Origin of the sequence: Streptomyces sp. MBT65 (genome assembly GCF_016612545.1) — a bacterium.
GTDB lineage: Bacteria > Actinomycetota > Actinomycetes > Streptomycetales > Streptomycetaceae > Streptomyces.
In genome coordinates, this window is record NZ_JAENRY010000286.1 from 1 (window position 1) to 17,513 (window position 17,513).

Consider the following 17,513-nt stretch of genomic DNA (forward strand, 5'->3'; position numbering starts at 1 on the left):
CTCCAAGGTTGTCGGGCCGGCGCGACACGCGAAAACGCGCCGGCCCGACAACCTTGGAGCACCGCATGATCTTCATCGCCGTACGGTTCCCCGTCCGCCCGGAGTACCGCGACACCTGGCTCGACCGGGTCGCCGACTTCACCGCCGCGACCCGGGCCGAGCCCGGCAACCTGTTCTTCGAGTGGTCGGTCGACGCGGTCGACCCGAACCGGTTCGTGCTGCTGGAGGCGTTCGCGTCCCCGGAGGCCGGTGCGGCGCACGTCGGCTCCGAGCACTTCAAGGAGGCGATCGCGTGGATGCCGGACGTCGTCGCCGCGACGCCCGACATCATCAACGTCGAGGTGGCGGGCGGGGGTTGGTCGCCGATGGCGGAGATCACCCCACGGGTGTGACGGTGGCGGGTGCGGGCCGGAGGGGGAGCTCCGGCCCGCACCCACCACGACCTCAGGGGTACGACACCACCGTGGACGGGACCGTCGACGTGCCCGAAGTCGCCGCGCCCGTCTCGTTGATGACGTGTTCGTACTGGCCCTGCCCGCCGAGCGAGACGACGAGCAGGTCGTGGAACTTCACGCCCGACCGGTTGGGCGCGGAGAAGCCGTTGTGCTGCACGATCGTCGGGTCGACGTTGTAGTAGCAGTAACTGCCGAGCCCCCAACCCTCGTGCACGGTCACATTGGCACCGACCTTGTACGCCGCGTACCCCTTGATCGAGCCGTTCTGGATCGCCGCCTGGTTCGGGGCGTCGTACGCCTTCTCGTTCTGGAAGAAGATCGTGCGGCCCCGCTCGCCGTTCCACTGCACGTCGTACTTGTTGAAGTGCTCGACGAACAGGCCGGTGGTCAGCACGTCGGCGCCGTTGACGACGAGCCCGTAGTCGGCCCGGTTGGTGTCCCAGCCGATGCCCGTGCCGTGGTCGGCGCGCCAGAGCCAGGTGTGGTCGATGATGGTGTGCCGGTTGTTGACGACCACGCTGGTGGTGGCCTTGCCGGCGCCCGCGCCGCCGATGCGGACGAACACGTCCTGCACGGTGGTCGGGTTGGCGGAGTGGTCCGTCGTCGTGCCCGCGGGGCCGACTTCCAGCAGGGTCGACGAGTTGACCGTGCCCGCGTCGATCAGGAAGCCCGCGAGTCGTACGCCGTCGACGTCGGCCGTCTTGAGGGCCGTGACTCCGTTGTCGGGCACCAGAGTCGCGTAACCCAGGCCCAGGACAACGGTGTTGGCCCGATTCACCTGGATCGGCTGGTTCAGGTGGTAGATCCCCGGCGTCAGCAGGAGGTGAAGTCCCTGCGTGAGTGCCTGGTTGAGGGTCGCCGCCGTGACGCCCGGCTTCGCGACGTAGAACTGCGACAGGGACAGCGAGGTGCCGCGCGGTGTGCCGTTGCCCCAGGTCACCCCGCTCGCGTTGGTGCGCTTCTCGGGGAGGAAGACGCGGTACTCGGTGCCGTTGAGGTAGAGGAAGGGCTTCTCGCGGGAGACCGGGGTCGTGGCGAGCGTGGTGTACACCGGGTTCGGGAAGCCCTGCGCCGGTGCGCCCTGCACGCCTGAAAAGACCATGTTCCAGACGCCGTTGAGCCAGCCGCCGATCACGCTGTCCCGCGTGTACCACTGCTGCTGCGAGTACGGCTGGACCTGGCCGTCGATCCGGCTGTCGGCGATGTAGCCGCCGGAGGCCCAACCGTAGCCGTTGGGCGCGAGGTTGAGGCTGCCGCGCACATGCATCCGACGGAAGGGGGCCGCCTGAGCCACGGCCCACCTGTTGGTCCCGCTGACGGGCACGAGCGCGAGGTTCTCCGCCGAACGCCAGAAGTTCTGCGTCGCGTTGCCGTTGAACCAGCCCGCGTCGACCGTGATGTCCCCGTTGATCGTGGTGTCGTCGGGGGAGAGGCCGAGGCCCGAGATCGAGGTGTAGAAGCCGAGTTGGGCGTTGAGCCCGCTGTACGTGCCCGGCTTGAACAGCAGCTGGTAGCGCCCGGTGCCGAACTGCGCCGTCTCCTGCTGGGCGAAGATCTGGTCCAGCCTGGCCTGGATGCCGGCGGTCGACGGGTCGAAGACGATCACGTTGGGGCCGAGATCGCCACCACCCGGCAGTGCAAGCGGCTTGGCGGCGGCGGGAGTCGCGGGGGCTGCGGAGGCGGTCGCGGGCAGCGCGGCCAGGGCGGACGCCGCGGCGGCGGCACCGAGTACGGCTCTGCGGGGAACTGGGGACATAAGGCGGCTCTCCTTGTTCATGAAATGAACGCCGGTGGGGTTGGGAGCGCTCTCTCGCGGGGGAATGCTTCAGGTCCGTGAACGCGGCCGTCAAGAGGTACGACCGAGTTCGACGAGTGGCGTCCAAACTCTTGACGCCTCTGCCGTCCGAGGTTTAACTCACGTCCTAAATTAAGTCGTGAGTGCATTCCCTGAAGGGACACCCGGAGTATGCGCAGCATCCGAGCCGCGGCCGTAGGCGCCGTCACCATGTCCATCGCCCTGGCGGCCACGGCCTGCGGAGGCGGTTCGTCCACGGGTGGGGGATCCAACGACTCGCCCAAGACGCTCACCTACTGGGCCTCCAACCAGGGCGCCAGCATCGCGATCGACAAGAAGGTCCTCCAGCCCGAACTCGACAAGTTCAAGAAGCAGACCGGCATCACGGTGAAGCTGGAGGTCGTGCCCTGGTCCGACCTGCTCAACCGCATCCTCACGGCGACGACTTCCGGCCAGGGCCCCGACGTCCTGAACATCGGCAACACCTGGAGCGCCTCCCTCCAGGCCACCGGCGCCTTCCTGCCGTGGAACGCGGCCAACTTCGCGAAGATCGGCGGCAAGGACCGCTTCGTCGACTCCGCGCTCGGCTCCACCGGCGCCACCGGCAAGGACCCGGCCGCCGTCCCGCTGTACTCGATGGCGTACGCGCTCTACTACAACAAGCAGATCTTCGCCGACGCGGGGATATCCCAACCGCCCACAACCTGGGCCGAGTTGGTCGCCGACGGCAAGAAGATCGAGGCGAAGGGCAAGCAGGCGCTCGGCGCCGAGGGCGCCAACGTCTCCGAGAACATCCACCACACCTTCGTCTTCGCCAAGCAGCACGGCGCCGACTTCTTCACCGCCGACGGCAAGGCCGACTTCACCAACGACGGTGTCGTGGCCGCCGTCAAGCAGTACGTCGACCTGATGGCCAAGGACAAGGTCGTCCCGGTCGGCAACGCCGAGTACGCGCAGAACCAGTCCGTCAGCGACTTCGCCAAGGGCAAGACCGCGATGCTGATGTGGCAGTCCGCGTCCGCCAACCTCAAGTCCCAAGGCATGAGCGACAGTTCGTACGGCATCGCCCCGATCCCCGTGCAGTCCGGCACCCCCGGCACGGGCGCCCAGGTGAACTCGATGGTGGCCGGCATCAACCTGGCCGTCTTCAAGAACACCGACAACCTCGACGGCTGCACCAAGTTCGTGAAGTTCATGACGAGCGACGCCGAACAGAAGATCCTCAACACCGCCTACAGCTCCATCCCGCCGGTGAAGGCGGCGCAGGAGGACACGGCGTTCAACACCCCGGCGAACTCGGTCCTGAAGAACACCCTCGCGACCAGCGCCGCCGCGCTGCCGCAGGTCGCGGACGAGTCGCAGTTCGAGACGGCGGTCGGCACGGCGGTCAAGGACCTGTTCGCCGACGCCGCCGCCGGACGCGCGGTCACCACCGCGTCCGTCAAGGCGGAGCTCGAAAAGGCCCAGCAGCAGATGCCGGCGAAGTGAGTGCGACTGTGACGAGCACTGTCACCCCGGAGGCCGCCGTGCGGAAGAACCCTTCCGACCCGGCGGCCCCCGGCCCGCGCCGGCGGCGCGGCGAACGGATCCGCCGTATCGGACTGCCCTACCTGCTGCTCCTGCCCGCGCTGTTCCTCGAACTCCTGGTCCACCTGGTGCCGATGGTCATCGGCATCGTCATGAGCTTCAAGGAACTGACCCAGTTCTACATCCGCGACTGGGGCACCGCGCCCTGGTCCGGCTTCGACAACTACAAGGTCTCGGTGGACTTCAGCGCCCCCGTCGGCAAGGCGCTCCTCCACTCCTTCTTCGTCACCGTCGGCTTCACCCTGCTCTCGGTCGCCTTCTGCTGGCTCCTCGGCACGGTCACCGCGATCTACCTGCAGGACAACTTCCGCGGCCGGGGCTTTCTGAGAGCGCTCTTCCTCATCCCGTACGCGCTCCCGGTCTACGCGGCCGTGATCACCTGGGTGTTCATGTTCCAGCACGACAACGGCCTGGTGAACCACGTCCTGCACGACCAACTGCACATCACCAGCAAGCCGTCGTTCTGGCTGATCGGCGACAACAGCTTCTACGCCCTGCTGATCGTGCACGTGTGGAAGGGCTGGCCGTTCGCCTTCCTCATCGTGATGGCGGGCCTCCAGAACATCCCCAAGGAGCTGTACGAGGCGGCCTCGATCGACGGCGCCGGCCTCCTGCAACAGATCCGCCGCATCACCCTGCCGTCGCTGCGCCCGGTCAACCAGGTGCTGGTCCTCGTCCTGTTCCTGTGGACGTTCAACGACTTCAACACGCCGTACGTCCTGTTCGGCAGGGCGGCGCCCGAGGCCGCGGACCTCATCTCTGTGCACATCTACCAAGCCTCGTTCGTCACCTGGAACTTCGGCACCGGCTCCGCGATGTCGGTCCTGCTGCTGCTGTTCCTGCTCGTCGTCACCGGCGTGTATCTCGTGTTCACCTCACGCGGACGGAAAACGGCCGATGTCTAGCCCCACCTCGCCCATGGCCCCGCCCCGCTCCTTCATCTGGTCGCGGCGGATCTTCCTCACCCTGCTCACCGGTTTCGTCCTGGTGCCGGTGTACGTCATGCTCTCCAGCTCCCTGAAACCGCTCTCGGACGTCACGGGCAAGTTCCGCTGGCTGCCCAGCGGTCTCACGATCCGCCCGTACATCGACATCTGGTCGACGGTCCCGCTCGCGAAGTACTTCATGAACTCGCTGATCGTGTCCGTCGCCGCGACGGTCTGCTCGGTGGTGATCGCGGTCTTCGCCGCGTACGCGGTGAGCCGCTACGAGTTCCGCGGCAAGCGCGTCTTCACGGTGACCGTCCTGTCGACGCAGATGTTCCCGGGCATCCTCTTCCTCCTCCCGCTGTTCCTCCTCTACGTCAACATCGGCAACGCGACGGGCATCGCCCTGTTCGGCTCGCGCGGCGGGCTGATCCTGACGTATCTGACCTTCTCGCTGCCGTTCTCCATCTGGATGCTGATCGGCTACTTCGACTCCGTGCCACGGGACTTGGACGAGGCCGCGCTGGTCGACGGCTGCGGACCGCTCGGGGCGCTGCTGCGCGTCGTCGTGCCCGCCGCGATCCCCGGCATCGTCGCGGTCGCCGTCTACGCCTTCATGACCGCGTGGGGCGAGGTCCTCTTCGCCTCTGTGATGACCAACGACGCCACCCGCACGCTGGCCGTCGGACTCCAGGGCTACTCCACGCTCAACGACGTGTACTGGAACCAGATCATGGCCGCCTCGCTGGTCGTCAGCGTGCCCGTGGTCGCCGGCTTCCTGCTGCTCCAGCGCTATCTCGTCGCCGGGCTGACGGCGGGCGCCGTCAAGTGACCCACCCGACCAACTCCGCTGACCGTAAAGGGACTTCAGTGACCATCGACTTCGCCGCACTCCCGCACGACTTCCTGTGGGGCACGGCCACCGCGGCGTACCAGATCGAGGGAGCCGTCGCCGAGGACGGACGCGCGCCGTCGATCTGGGACACCTTCTCGCACACCCCCGGCAAGATCGACAACGACGACAACGGCGACGTCGCCTGCGACCACTACCACCGCTGGCGCGAGGACATCGGCCTGATGCGCCAACTCGGCGCCAACGCCTACCGGTTGTCGATCGCCTGGCCCCGGGTGATCCCGGGTGGCGACGGCCCGGTCAACCCCAAGGGCCTCGCGTTCTACGACGAGTTGGTGGACGGACTGCTGGCGGCGGGCATCACCCCCTCCGTCACCCTCTACCACTGGGACCTGCCCCAGGCGCTCCAGGACCGCGGCGGCTGGCCCGAGCGCGCGACCGCCGAGCACTTCGCCGCGTACGCCTCGGTCGTGGCCGAACGCCTCGGCGACCGCGTCACCCACTGGACGACCCTCAACGAGCCGTCCTGCTCGGCCTGGATCGGCCACCTCGAAGGCAAGATGGCCCCGGGTTGGACCGATCTAACGGCGGCCGTCCGCGCCTCCTATCACCTGCTGCTCGGTCACGGCCTCGCCGCGCGGGCGATCCGCGCCGCCGCCCCGAACGCCCAGGTCGGCATCGTCAACAACCTCTCCACGGTGTACCCGGCGAGCGACCGCGACGAGGACGTCCGGGCCGCCCGCCGACAGGACGGCCACGTCAACCGCTGGTGGCTCGACCCGGTGCACGGCCGCGGCTTCCCGGCCGACATGGTCGAGACCTACGGCGTCGAACTCCCCGAGCAGCCGGGCGACTTGGAGACCATCGCCGCCCCGCTCGACTGGCTGGGCCTGAACTACTACTTCCCGGCGACCGTCGCCGACGACCCCACCGGCCCCGCCCCCTACACCCGCGCCGTGCGCCGCCTCGGCGTCCCGCGCACCGGCATGGACTGGGAGATCGACGCCTCCGGCATCGAGACCCTGCTGCTCCGCCTCACCGAGGAGTACGACCCGCGCCGGATCTACGTCACCGAGAACGGCTCCGCGTTCCCCGACGTCGTACGCCCCGACGGGACCGTCGACGACCCCGAACGCCAGGACTACCTGGTCCAGCACCTCGCGGCCTGCGCCTCGGCGGCCCGCAAGGGCGCCCCGCTGGCCGGCTACTTCGCCTGGTCGCTGCTCGACAACTTCGAGTGGGCGTACGGCTACGAGAAGCGGTTCGGACTGGTCCACGTGGACTACGAGACCCAGGTCCGCACGATCAAGGGCACCGGCCGCCGGTACGCGGACATCATCCGCGACCACCGCAGCCGGGCGCGGCGCGCGGCCTGACCGGGACCGCCCCGGTGGGCGCGGGCGGGGGAGCCCGCACCCACCGGGGCCCCATCAGTCCCATCAGCTCCACCGGCCCCATGAATGTCATGCGCACGCCAACAAGATCGGCACCTTCATCGCCCCTTTCGCCACCTCCTTCAAGGAGACCCGCATGCCCTCCCGCACGCTGCTCACCGCGCTCGCCACCCTCACCACGGCGGCCCTGCTGTCCACGGGCACCGCCCTAGCCGCCCCCACTCCGCAGGCCGCCGTCGCCGCGACCTGGGACACCGACCGCGCGGCAGCCGCCTACGCCGCGAACCCGGCCGCCGTCACCGCCTCCGGCAGCGAGAACGGCGGCACCACCCCCGGCCTCGCCTTCGACGGCGACGGCGCCACCCGCTGGTCCAGCGACTTCGCCGACGACGCCTGGATCCGCCTCGACCTCGGCACCACCCTCCGCGTCGACCGCGTCACCCTCGACTGGGAGGCCGCCTACGGCAAGAGATACGTCCTGGAGATCTCGCGGAACGGCACCGACTGGACCCCCTTCCGTACGGAGACCGCTGGCACCGGTCGGCAGCTTCGTCACCACGAGCACCTACCCCCGGGAGATGACAGTCCGCCATTGAGATTCATCCGCAGTGCATCGGCCTTCAAGCCGGAGGCGAAGCGGATCAGGTGATTGCGGTGCGGAGCAGCGCGGAAGTGTCCCGACGGAGCCGGGAAACGCTCCATCCGGGCCGCCGAATCGTTACGGCAGATCCGGGTTCGTCCGATCGGGTTCGGAGTGTCGGTGGTGGGCGTTAGCGTCCGGATCATGCAGCTTCGGTATGCCTTCCGTCTCGACCCGGGTCCGGGCCAGCGTGCTGCGCTTGCCCGGGCGTTCGGGTGTGCGCGGGTGGTGTACAACGACGCGGTCGCGGCCCGGGAGCGGGCCCGGCGGGAGGGCGCCCCGTATCCAAGCGCGGCCGTTCTCTCGAAGGCGCTGATCACGGGGGCTAAGTCCACGCGGCGGCGGGCCTGGCTGTCCGAGGTGTCGGCGGTTGTGTTGCAGCAGGCGCTGCGGGATGTCGAACGCGCCTACACCAACTTCTTCGCCTCCCTCAAGGGTGCCCGGCAAGGGGCACGGGTGGGGGCGCCACGTTTCAAGTCGAAGCGGGATGCCCGGCAGGCGATCCGGTTCACTGCCAATGCCCGCTGGAAGATCACCGAGGCGGGGCGGCTGCTCCTGCCGAAGGTCGGCGAGGTGAGGGTGCGCTGGTCACGCAGCCTGCCCTCGATGCCGTCCAGTGTGACGGTGATCCAGGACGCGGCGGGCAGGTACTTCGCCTCCTTCGTGATCGAAACCGACCCGGACGCAGACCTGGCACGGATGCTCGATCCGGATGATCTGCCCAGTGTCGGCATCGACCTCGGACTCACGCATTTCGCGGTCCTGTCCGACGGGACGAAGATCGACAGGCCTCGGTTTCTGCGCCGGGCCGAGAAGAAGCTGAAGAAGGCCCAGAAAGAGCTGTCCCGCAAGCAGAAGGGCAGTAGGAACCGGGAGAAGGCCCGCCTTAAAGTTGCCCGCGCCCACGCACAGGTGGCCGATGCCCGCCGCGAGTTCCACCACCAGCTCTCCACCAAGCTGATCCGCGAGAACCAAGGGATCGGCGTGGAAGACCTGGCAGTCAAGGGACTCGCGCGCACCCGGCTCGGCAAGGCGGTCCACGACGCCGGATGGGCCTCCTTCCTGGCAATGCTGGAGTACAAGGCACAGCGCTACGGGCGCACCTTCGTGAAGATCGGCCGGTTCGAACCGACCAGCCAGGTGTGCTCAAGCTGTGGTGTCAAAGACGGTCCCAAACCCCTGCACGTACGCACCTGGACGTGCGGCGCGTGTGGCACCGTCCACGACCGCGACCACAACGCCGCGAAGAACGTCAAACAGGCCGCCGGACTGGCGGTGACAGCCTGTCGAGCGCAGGTAAGACCAGAACCTTCGGTTCCGGCACAGCGCCAAGAAGCAGGAAGCCACGGAATCCGGTCCGGAGCCCGTGCCGCGTAGGCGGCAGAGCATCGGACAGGAAGGCCAGAATCTCCCTGCTTCAGCAGGGAGAGCAAGTCAATCGCTCTACTCCTTCAAAAGGGGGGTTCGCCGGGCGGCAATCCGGTTGCCGCACGCCGTGCCCCCTGCGACGCTCACGCCCATGCCGACCTTCACCGCACCCGACGGAACCCGCCTCGCCCATCACATGGCGGGCGACGGCCCGCCCCTGATCTGCCTCCCCGGCGGACCGATGCGCGACTCGGCCTACCTCGGCACCCTCGGCGGCCTGACCGCCCGTCGCCGCTTGATCCGGCTGGATCTACGCGGCACGGGCGCCTCGGAGGTACCCCAGGACCCGGCGTCGTACCGCTGCGACCGGCTCGTGGACGACGTCGAGGCCCTGCGTGAGCACCTGGGCCTGGACCGGATCGACCTGCTCGCGCACTCGGCCGGCGCGAACCTGGCCGCGCTGTACACGGCCCGCCATCCGGACCGCGTGGCCCGGCTGACCCTGGTCACGCCCAGCGTCTACGCGGTCGGCATCGGGATCTCGGCCGAGGACCGCCTGGCGGTGGCACGACTGCGCGGGTCCGAACCGTGGTTCGGACCCGCGTTCACCGCCCTGGAGGAGATCACCGCCGGCCGGGCGACCCCCGACTCCTGGGAGGCCATCTCGCCCTTCGCCCACGCCCGTTGGGACGAGCGGGCCCGCGCCTTCGACGAGGCCGACGCGAAGGAGAGGAACGCGGAGGCCGCGGCCGTCTACGCCGCCGAAGGAGCCTTCGACCCGCCCGCGACCCGTGCCGCCCTCGCCGACTTCACGTCCCCGGTGCTCGTCCTCGCCGGAGAGTTCGACATCTCCGGGCCGCCGCGCGTGCTGGCCCGGTACGCGGAGCTGTTCCCGAACGCGGAGTTCGCCGTCCAGCCGGGCGCGGGGCACATGCCGTGGCTGGACGACGCCGAGCGGTTCGTCGCGCTGGTGGAGTCCGTCAGCAGTCCCTGAACTCCGGTGACTGGTTCAGCACTTGGGAGCGCGTCGAGGTGAACCGCGCGTAGGTCTCCCCGTCGCGGTCCGTCGGCCGGAACGCCGCCACACGGTGGCAGTTCTGGAAGGCCAGGGCCACCCCGAAGTGGCGCTCCAGGCTGCCCCGGATCGCGTCGCTGGCCAGCGCCCGCAGCAGCTGGCCGCGTTCCCGCTCGGACGGGGGCGGGGTCTGGTTGTCGGTGAAGTCCGCCGTGCCGTCGCGGAGTTCGGCGGCGAGACCGGCGATGAGGTCGTAGGCGTACGGCAGGGACGTGCGGACCGTGTCCACGAAGTCCGCCTCGCGGATGTCACCGTGCTCGGCCTCGGCGAGGAGCTTCGGGGAGACGTCGAGAGACATGAAAAGGGTTGTCCTGTCCGGTAGTTGGTGAGCAGTCGGTCGGTGGTGGTCAGGGCCGCGGTGTCGGGCCCGGTACGTACTCCGGGTCCACCTGGGCCGCGAGGTCCAGGCCCGTCGCCCTGTCCGCCCAGGCGTGGGCGTTGCGGAGGTGGAACTCGACGGCGTGCCGGTGCAGGGTCGGCCAGTCCCTGGGGCGGGCGTCGACGGCCTCGCGGAGGACGGTCAGGGCGTGGCGGTTGTGCTGCTCCAACTCGCCCTGTGCGCGGCCCTGTTCGGCCGCCCGTACCCAGGGGGAGTGGACGAGGTGGGTGAGGAGGTCGTCCCCCACCTCCTCCTTGAGGAAGAGCAGGTCGTCCTCGCCGGTGATCTTGTTGCCGATCACGGCGAGCCGGATGCCGAACTCCCGTGCGTGGTCGCGGTACTGGCGGTAGACGGAGACGCCCTTGCGGGTGGGTTCGGCCACCAGGAACGTCAGGTCGAAGCGGGTGAACAGACCGGAGGCGAAGGCGTCGGCGCCGGCCGTCATGTCGACCACGACGTACTCGCCGGGGGAGTCGACGAGATGGTTCAAGTACAGCTCCACCGCGCCGAGTTTGGAGTGGTAGCAGGCCACCCCGAGGTCGCTCTCCTCGAACTCGCCCGTCGCCATCAGCGGTACGTCACCCGCCCGGACCACATGGCGGGCGTGCACCTCGTCGTCGCCGAGCAGCCGCAGCAGACGTGAACCGCGGCCCGGCGGGGTGGTCTTGATCATGGCCTCGGGGGAGGCGATGCGCGGGTTGCTGCCGCGCAGGAAGTCCTTGAGCTCGGTCAGCCGGGCGGCCAGCGGCGGTGCGGTGACCGGTTCGGTGCCGGGGGACAGGGCCTCGGCCAGGTGCTGGTTGATGTCGCCGTCGATGGCGAGCACCGGGGCGCCGGAGCGGGCCAGATGACGGGCGAAGAGCGCCGACAGCGTGGTCTTTCCGCTGCCGCCCTTGCCGACGAACGCGACGCGCACTACCGGTCCGCCGCTTTCGCAGTTTTGAAAATGAATGTCATGTGGCTAGGTTTTAGGGGGTGGCCGCAGGGCTGTCAAGTCGAGAGTGATCACGGGAGTGATCAAGGATGGGAGTCTTAATGCATATGATGTGCAAGTGCTTGACTACTGCATCAGGGCGGCGGGCCCGGACGACCTCGACGGTGCGCGTGCCGTGATGCTCGACACCGTCTACCGCGACTTCCGCACCGGCTATGTGCCGCGCTGGCACGGCGACATCATCGACCCGGCCGCCGCCTACCTCGCCCCGGCCCGCCACACCCTCCTCGTGGCGCTCGACCCCGCAGGCGGCGAGGTCGTGGCGACCGCCGCCCTCGACTCCCGCGGCCCGGCCCACCCGCCGAACCCGCGCACGCTCGCCGAGCGCTACCCCTCCGGCGGGACCGCGCAAGTACGCCGCGTCTACGTCCGCCCCGCGCACCGCCGGCGCGGCCTCGCCCGGCAGCTCGTCGCCGAACTCCTCGGGTTCGCCGCGGCCGACGGCGGCTACCGCGCCGTATATCTGCACACCGATCCCACCGTGCCCGGTGCCGAGGCCTTCTGGCGGTCGCTCGGCAAGGTCGTGCACGACGAGCGCGACGACCCGCACGGCGGTCAGGTCGTGCACTTCGAACTGGCGATGGAGCGATGACCGCGATGCGACTGCGACGAACCCGACCTGCCCGACTGCTCCTCGCGATCACCCTCGCCCCGCTCCTCACCGGCTGCTTCGCCTCCGCCGGCGAGGAGGCCGAGGACACGACCGGGACGTCCGGTTCCCGGCTGCGGGTCGCCCTCGCGTTCCCGCCCGCCGAGAACCTCTCCCCGTACGGCGCCGACGCCACGATCCTCAGCCGCCTCGGTGTGACCGAGGGGCTGACCTCGCTGGACGCCAACGGCTCCGCCGCGCCCGCGCTCGCGCGGTCCTGGCAGCGGGAGAGCGACCGCAGTTGGCTGTTCATCCTGCGCGAGGCCACGTTCCAGGACGGCACCGAGGTCACTCCGGCCCGGGTGGCCGCCGCCCTCACCCACGCCACCGAGGCGGAGCCCGCCCCCGCCGCGCTCTCCGGAGTCACCCTCACCGCCGAGTCCGCGGGCGGCGACCGCCTTCGCGTCCGTACCAACTCCCCTGACCCCGTACTGCCGTTGAGGCTGGCCGGTCCCGCACTCGCCGTCCTCTCTCCGAAGGCGTACGAGGACAAGGGCCGCGTCGACCCGGTCGGCACCGCCACCGGTCCCTTCGAGCTGACGAAGGTCACCGGTTCCACGGCCGCGACCCTCGACCGCTACGACGACTACTGGGGCGGCCTCGCCCAGGCCGCCGGAATCGACGCACGGTTCATCGCGGACGGCACCGCCCGCACCAACGCGCTGCGCACCGGGCAGGTCGACATGGCGGAGGCGATACCCGTCGCCCAGGCCGCCACCCTCGACGCGGCCACCCGCCGCGAGAGCGCCACCACCCGCACCACGAGCCTCCAACTCAACACCAGGACAGGCCCGTTCAAGGACCCGAAGCTCCGGGCGGCGGCCCGCGCGGCCGTCGACACGAGCGCGCTGTCCAAGGGTGTCTACGAGGGTCACGCCGACGCGGGCGCGGGCATCTACGGCCCCGCCGTCACCTGGGCCGCAGGCAAGCGCGAGCAACCGGTCGGACGGGCGAAGGCCGCCGCGCCCGCCGGGACGGCGATCACCCTCGCGACGTACGACAACCGGCCCGAACTCCCCGAAGCCGCGCAGGTGTTGAAGCAGCAGCTCGAAAAGGCCGGATTCAAGGTGACGTTGGAGGTGCGGGAGTACTCGCGGATCGAGAGCGACGCGCTGGCCGGGAGGTTCGACGCGTTCGTCGTGGCCCGCAACACCCTGGTCGACACCGGCGATCCGGTGGCCGTGCTCGCCGGCGACTACACCTGCGACGGCGGCTACAACCTCGCCCTGCTCTGCGACAAGGCCGTCGACCGTGCCGTCGCGAAGGCCGAGGGCACGGCCGACACCTCCGCACGGCAGAGCGCCGCGATGGCGGCCGAGGCGGAGATCCTCGGCACCGACGCCGTCGTGCCGCTCGTCCACCAACGCGTCGTCACCGGCGTCGGCAGCTCCGTCCAGGGCGTCCTCCTCGACCCGTACGAGCGCACCCTCGTCGGCACCGGAACCCGGCGCTGAACCATGCCGCACCGCACCACCGCGCTCCTGTGGCGCGCCCTCCTCGCGGCCGCCCTCGTGGGCGCGGTGGGCCTGCTGCCCTGGCTCTCCCGCACCGACCCGGCCCGCACCGTCCTCAAGGCCCGTTCGGCGGAACGCGACCCCGACCCCGAGGTCCTCGCCGCCCTCCGCGCCCAACTCGGCCTGGACAAGGGCCCGTTCCACCTGCTCGGCCAATGGCTCACCGGCCTGCCGCACGGCGACGCGGGCCGCTCCTGGATCTCCGGCGCCGAGGTCACCCCCGCCGTGCTCCAAGCCCTGGGCGCGTCCCTGCTGTTGATGAGCGCGGCACTCGTGGTGGCCCTCGTCACCGCCGGGTTGGTGTGCGCGGGTACGTTGCGCCGGGGCGGGCGTGGGTCGGGCCGGTCGGGTGGGGGCGGACCCGGACTCGCAGGCGCGCTGCGGGAGTTGCTCGCGCGGCGTCCCGGCGCCGGGGGGCCCGACGGCAGCGGCGCCACCGTGCCACCGAAATTCCGCGCGCGGTGGCGGACCGGTCGCCCCGCAGGGCCAACCGGGTCCGCCATGCTCGCCGCACTCCCCGAGTTTCTCGTCGCGTCCGTGCTGGCCACGGTCGTCGGTGTGCAGCTCGGGTGGTTGCCCGCGCTCGGGTGGTACGGGCCGCGGTGGGTCGTGTTGCCGGCGGTCGCGCTCGGCGTGCCCGCCGGTGCCGTGCTGGGGCGGCTGCTCGACGATCTGTTGCCGGGGGCGTTCGCCGAACCGTGGGTGCGGGCCGGGGTCGCGCGCGGGCTGTCCGGGAGGCGGATCGCACGGCATGCCGTGCGGCGGTGTCTGCCCGGGCTGCTGCCCAACATGGGCTTGTTCGTCGTCGGGTTGACCGGTGGGGCCGTCGCCGTCGAGCAGATCTTCGACATCCCGGGGCTCGGGCGCACCACCCTTCAGGCCGCCCTGGCCCAGGATCTGCCCGTCCTCCAGGCCGGCACCCTCGCCCTCCTCCTGCTCGCCGCCGGTGCCGCCGGGCTTGCCCGCCTCGCCGCGCGTCTGCTCGTCGGACCCGCGCTGCGCGCCGACGCGCTCCCCTCCCTCCACGGGCCCGCCGACCCAACTCCCCGACGCACCACGCCCCTTGTCCTCGGCACCCTCCTCCTCGGTGTCGTCGCGCTCGGCCTGCCCCGCGACCCCCTCGCCCTCGACACCGGGCTGCGCCTCCAACACCCCACCTGGGCGCACCCGTTCGGCACCGACGCGCTCGGCCGGGACCTCCTGGCGCGGGTCGCCCACGGTGCCGTCGACACCCTGCTGCTCGCCCTCGCGATCAGTGCCGTCGCACTCGGGGCCGGCCTGCTGCTCGGGCTGGCACCCCGGCTGTCCGGTCCGCTCGTCGACACGGTGAACGCCGTACCGCCGGTGCTGGCAGCGCTGTTGGTGACCGCCGTGGCCGGGAGCGGGAGCGGCACCCCCGCCCTCGCCGTGGCCGTCCTCGCGTGGACACCCCTTGCCGCGCACACCTCCGCACTGCTGCGCCAGGAGCGCGCCACCCTGCACGTCACCGCCACCCGGGGCCTGGGCGCGGACCGTCGGTACCTCCTGCGCCGCGCGCTGCTGCCCGCCGTCCTGCCACCCGTCACCCGGCACGCCCTGCTCCGTCTGCCCGGTGTCGCCCTGGCCCTCGCCTCGCTGGGCTTCCTCGGCCTCGGCGCCCAACCCCCGTCCCCGGAATGGGGATTGCTCCTCGCCGAGAACCAGCCCTATGCCGAACGCGCCCCCTGGGCCGTGCTCGCCCCCGCCGCCGTCCTCGCCCTCCTCGGCGCGCTCGCGGTGACGGCGGCGGGCAGCGTACGAGCCGTAGGACCAAGGCAGTCGGCGGCCCGATGAGCACGGCCACCCTCGTCCGGACCCCGCTCTCGCCCCTGCTCCGACTGCTGATCCTCACCCAACTCGCTCTCAACATCGGCTTCTTCGCCGTGCTGCCGTTCCTCGCCGAACATCTCGCGGACGTGATCGGCATGGCGGGCTGGCTGGTCGGGCTCGTGCTGGGGCTGCGGACCTTCAGCCAGCAGGGGCTGTTCGTGGTCGGCGGAGCCCTCGCCGACCGGCACGGGGTACGGCCCGTCGTGCTCGCGGGGTGCGTGCTGCGGATCGCCGGGTTCGGCTGGCTCGGGTACGCCGAGCAGACCTGGTCCGTCGTCGGGGCCGTCCTGCTCATCGGGTTCGCCGCCGCGCTGTTCTCGCCGGCCGTGGAGTCGGAGGTGGCGCGACAGGCCGTCGAGTGGGAGGAGACGGGCGGGGGATCCCGGACGCGGGTGCTCGCGCTGTTCACCGTCGCCGGTCAAGTCGGCGCCTTCGTCGGGCCGTTGCTCGGCGCGCTGCTGCTCGCGGTGGACTTCCGGGTGACGTGTCTCGCCGGCGCCGGGGTCTTCGTGCTCGTCCTCGCCGGGCACGCGTGGCTGCTGCCGCAGCACATCCCCGGGCGGACCCGGGTGAGAGCGAAGGGCGGCATGCGGGCTCTCCTGCTCAACCGCCGCTTCCTGGCGCTGTGTTGTGCCTACGGCGCTTATCTCCTCGCCTACAACCAGCTCTATCTGGCCCTCCCCGAGGAGGTCGAGCGCGCGGCGGGCTCGCAGGCGCCGCTGGCCTGGCTGTTCGCGCTGTCCTCGCTGCTCGTGGTGACCGCGCAGTTGCCCGTCACCCGGTGGGCGGGAGAACGGCTCGACCCGCGCCGGTCGATGGCGGCCGGGCTGCTGCTGATCGCCGTAGGATTCGCGGCCGTGGCGGTGGCGCGTCCCGCCCAACTGACCGGTACCACCAGGCTGTTGCCCGCCACCGCCCTCGTCGTCCTGCTCACCCTCGGCCAGATGCTCATCGCGCCCGTCGCCCGCGCCTGGGTCCCGGACCTCGCCGAACCCGGCCGCCTCGGCCTCTACACCGGAGCCCTCTCCTCCGTCTCCGGCCTGATCGTCCTCCTCGGCAGCGCCGCCACCGGCACCCTCCTCGACACGGGCCTGCCCGCGGCCGTCCCCTGGCTGGCCCTGGCCGCCGTACCGCTCGCGGCGATCGGTTTGCTGCCGCGGCGTACCTGAACTCCGGCGGGCCACCGTCTCCGCCCCCATCTCCGTGCGACCGCGCACGCGGCTCCCGGCCGGAGCCGGACGCCTCGCGGGCCGTGGCCGGAACCCGCCGTGGTGCCGGTCCCGGCCATCGGGCCGCCGTCGCACGGGAGTTGAGCCGCAACGGCCGTCGCCGCGCAGCCGCGCCACCGCACCGGACCGGTCGCCGTATCCCTGTAAATCGACGCATGCCCGCAAGAGTCACCCCACGCGGACTGAACGCCCCACGCGCCACCCCCGTACCAAGCCATGAACCAGATATGAGCTGCCCCCTAAACCGCCATCGGCGGCTGCGGCGGCAGCGGCGCGTGGGAGGATCCGTCACCATGAGCGCATCCCCGGCGGTACGGAGCCTGCGCGCCGCGGTGTTCGCCGCGGTGTGTGTGCTGCTGGCTGCCGCCGGGCACGGGCTCGCCACCGGCGCGACGCCCCCGCTGTGGGCGGACGGCGCCGGGTTCCTCGTCGTGTTCGCCATGGGGTGGCTGCTCGGCGGGCGGGAGCGGTCCCTGCCCGGCATCGGCGCCGCCATGCTCGCCACTCAGGCGGGGCTCCACCTCGGTTTCGACGTCGCGCGGCCTCGTGCAGGGATGGCGATGGCCGGGATGGCGCACATGTCGGGGCACGGCATGGCGCCCATGCGGCCGACGCAGGCGATGACCCCGCACGCCGTGGCCGCCCATGTCGTCGCCGCGCTCGTCGCGGCCTGGTGGCTGCGGCGTGGTGAGGCCGCGCTGTGGTCGCTGCTGCGCTGGGCCGTCGCCTTCGTGCCGGGGCTCGTGGCCTGGTGGCGGGACGCCCCCGCCCCGCTGCCCGCCCGCACCGCCGGTCACCCCGGACGCA

15 protein-coding genes and 1 pseudogene are annotated in these 17,513 nt (G+C 70.9%); 13 read left to right on the forward strand and 3 right to left on the reverse strand.

Annotated features, from left to right (window positions below; all coding sequences use genetic code 11):
* Positions 1-65 precede the first annotated feature (65 nt).
* Entirely contained in the window at positions 66-392 is a 327-nt protein-coding gene (locus JHN63_RS40870) for a putative quinol monooxygenase (protein ID WP_200690183.1), read from the forward strand.
* Between the two features lie 52 nt (positions 393-444).
* On the opposite strand, the gene JHN63_RS40875 is transcribed toward JHN63_RS40870, so the two are convergent.
* Positions 445-2,211, reverse strand: coding sequence for a coagulation factor 5/8 type domain-containing protein (locus tag JHN63_RS40875; protein WP_200690184.1), 1,767 nt, complete (start codon positions 2,209-2,211; stop codon positions 445-447).
* A 210-nt stretch (positions 2,212-2,421) separates the two neighbouring features.
* Here JHN63_RS40875 and JHN63_RS40880 point away from each other — a divergent pair, with 210 nt between their 5' ends.
* The 7 genes and pseudogenes from JHN63_RS40880 to JHN63_RS40910 all read left to right on the forward strand — a co-directional run bounded on the left by JHN63_RS40880 (position 2,422) and on the right by JHN63_RS40910 (position 10,012).
* Positions 2,422-3,738 carry an ABC transporter substrate-binding protein gene (locus JHN63_RS40880; protein WP_200690185.1) on the forward strand — a complete coding sequence of 439 codons (1,317 nt, stop codon included), beginning with the start codon at positions 2,422-2,424 and terminating at the stop codon, positions 3,736-3,738.
* Positions 3,739-3,746: 8 nt separating this feature from the next.
* The gene (locus tag JHN63_RS40885) at positions 3,747-4,742 is read left to right on the forward strand and encodes a carbohydrate ABC transporter permease (protein WP_200690186.1); all 996 of its coding nucleotides are present in this window, start codon (positions 3,747-3,749) and stop codon (positions 4,740-4,742) included.
* Positions 4,735-5,595: a carbohydrate ABC transporter permease gene (locus tag JHN63_RS40890; protein ID WP_200690187.1), complete on the forward strand. Its 861-nt coding sequence runs from the start codon at positions 4,735-4,737 to the stop codon at positions 5,593-5,595. The genes JHN63_RS40885 and JHN63_RS40890 overlap by 8 nt, the downstream gene beginning before the upstream one ends.
* Before the next feature lie 38 nt (positions 5,596-5,633).
* Positions 5,634-6,992 carry a GH1 family beta-glucosidase gene (locus JHN63_RS40895; protein ID WP_200690188.1) on the forward strand — a complete coding sequence of 453 codons (1,359 nt, stop codon included), beginning with the start codon at positions 5,634-5,636 and terminating at the stop codon, positions 6,990-6,992.
* Positions 6,993-7,146: 154 nt separating this feature from the next.
* Positions 7,147-7,603: pseudogene (locus tag JHN63_RS40900) on the forward strand (discoidin domain-containing protein); the annotation flags it as partial.
* Between the two features lie 191 nt (positions 7,604-7,794).
* Positions 7,795-9,027, forward strand: a complete 1,233-nt coding sequence (locus JHN63_RS40905) for an RNA-guided endonuclease TnpB family protein (protein ID WP_200690197.1) — start codon at positions 7,795-7,797, stop codon at positions 9,025-9,027.
* Between the two features lie 142 nt (positions 9,028-9,169).
* Positions 9,170-10,012 carry an alpha/beta fold hydrolase gene (locus JHN63_RS40910; RefSeq protein WP_200690189.1) on the forward strand — a complete coding sequence of 281 codons (843 nt, stop codon included), beginning with the start codon at positions 9,170-9,172 and terminating at the stop codon, positions 10,010-10,012.
* On the opposite strand, the gene JHN63_RS40915 is transcribed toward JHN63_RS40910, so the two are convergent.
* Both JHN63_RS40915 and JHN63_RS40920 read right to left on the reverse strand, forming a co-directional pair.
* Positions 9,999-10,391: an SCO5389 family protein gene (locus JHN63_RS40915; RefSeq protein ID WP_200690190.1), complete on the reverse strand. Its 393-nt coding sequence runs from the start codon at positions 10,389-10,391 to the stop codon at positions 9,999-10,001. The two genes, JHN63_RS40910 and JHN63_RS40915, sit on opposite strands and share 14 nt — an antisense overlap.
* A gap of 49 nt (positions 10,392-10,440) precedes the next feature.
* The gene (locus JHN63_RS40920; RefSeq protein WP_200690191.1) at positions 10,441-11,388 is read right to left on the reverse strand and encodes an ATP-binding protein; all 948 of its coding nucleotides are present in this window, start codon (positions 11,386-11,388) and stop codon (positions 10,441-10,443) included.
* Between the two features lie 136 nt (positions 11,389-11,524).
* Here JHN63_RS40920 and JHN63_RS40925 point away from each other — a divergent pair, with 136 nt between their 5' ends.
* The 5 genes from JHN63_RS40925 to JHN63_RS40945 form a co-directional block, all read left to right on the forward strand.
* Positions 11,525-12,058, forward strand: a complete 534-nt coding sequence (locus JHN63_RS40925; RefSeq protein WP_200690192.1) for a GNAT family N-acetyltransferase — start codon at positions 11,525-11,527, stop codon at positions 12,056-12,058.
* Positions 12,055-13,569 carry an ABC transporter substrate-binding protein gene (locus JHN63_RS40930; RefSeq protein ID WP_200690193.1) on the forward strand — a complete coding sequence of 505 codons (1,515 nt, stop codon included), beginning with the start codon at positions 12,055-12,057 and terminating at the stop codon, positions 13,567-13,569. The genes JHN63_RS40925 and JHN63_RS40930 overlap by 4 nt, the downstream gene beginning before the upstream one ends.
* Positions 13,570-13,572: 3 nt before the next feature.
* Positions 13,573-15,441, forward strand: coding sequence for an ABC transporter permease subunit (locus JHN63_RS40935; RefSeq protein WP_200690194.1), 1,869 nt, complete (start codon positions 13,573-13,575; stop codon positions 15,439-15,441).
* Complete coding sequence (locus JHN63_RS40940; RefSeq protein WP_200690195.1) at positions 15,438-16,646, forward strand: MFS transporter; 1,209 nt, start codon at positions 15,438-15,440, stop codon at positions 16,644-16,646. The genes JHN63_RS40935 and JHN63_RS40940 overlap by 4 nt, the downstream gene beginning before the upstream one ends.
* A 353-nt stretch (positions 16,647-16,999) precedes the next feature.
* Positions 17,000-17,513 (forward strand): hypothetical protein (locus JHN63_RS40945; protein ID WP_200690196.1); only part of this gene is annotated, 514 nt, incomplete at its 3' end.

Coding starts and splice junctions, on each gene's coding strand:
- JHN63_RS40875 (WP_200690184.1), bottom strand. CDS start 2,211: ATGTCCCCAGTTCCCCGCAGAGCCGTACTCGGTGCCGCCGCCGCGGCG.
- JHN63_RS40915 (WP_200690190.1), bottom strand. CDS start 10,391: ATGTCTCTCGACGTCTCCCCGAAGCTCCTCGCCGAGGCCGAGCACGGT.
- JHN63_RS40935 (WP_200690194.1), top strand. CDS start 13,573: ATGCCGCACCGCACCACCGCGCTCCTGTGGCGCGCCCTCCTCGCGGCC.
- JHN63_RS40910 (WP_200690189.1), top strand. CDS start 9,170: ATGCCGACCTTCACCGCACCCGACGGAACCCGCCTCGCCCATCACATG.
- JHN63_RS40890 (WP_200690187.1), top strand. CDS start 4,735: ATGTCTAGCCCCACCTCGCCCATGGCCCCGCCCCGCTCCTTCATCTGG.
- JHN63_RS40880 (WP_200690185.1), top strand. CDS start 2,422: ATGCGCAGCATCCGAGCCGCGGCCGTAGGCGCCGTCACCATGTCCATC.
- JHN63_RS40930 (WP_200690193.1), top strand. CDS start 12,055: ATGACCGCGATGCGACTGCGACGAACCCGACCTGCCCGACTGCTCCTC.
- JHN63_RS40905 (WP_200690197.1), top strand. CDS start 7,795: ATGCAGCTTCGGTATGCCTTCCGTCTCGACCCGGGTCCGGGCCAGCGT.
- JHN63_RS40940 (WP_200690195.1), top strand. CDS start 15,438: ATGAGCACGGCCACCCTCGTCCGGACCCCGCTCTCGCCCCTGCTCCGA.
- JHN63_RS40870 (WP_200690183.1), top strand. CDS start 66: ATGATCTTCATCGCCGTACGGTTCCCCGTCCGCCCGGAGTACCGCGAC.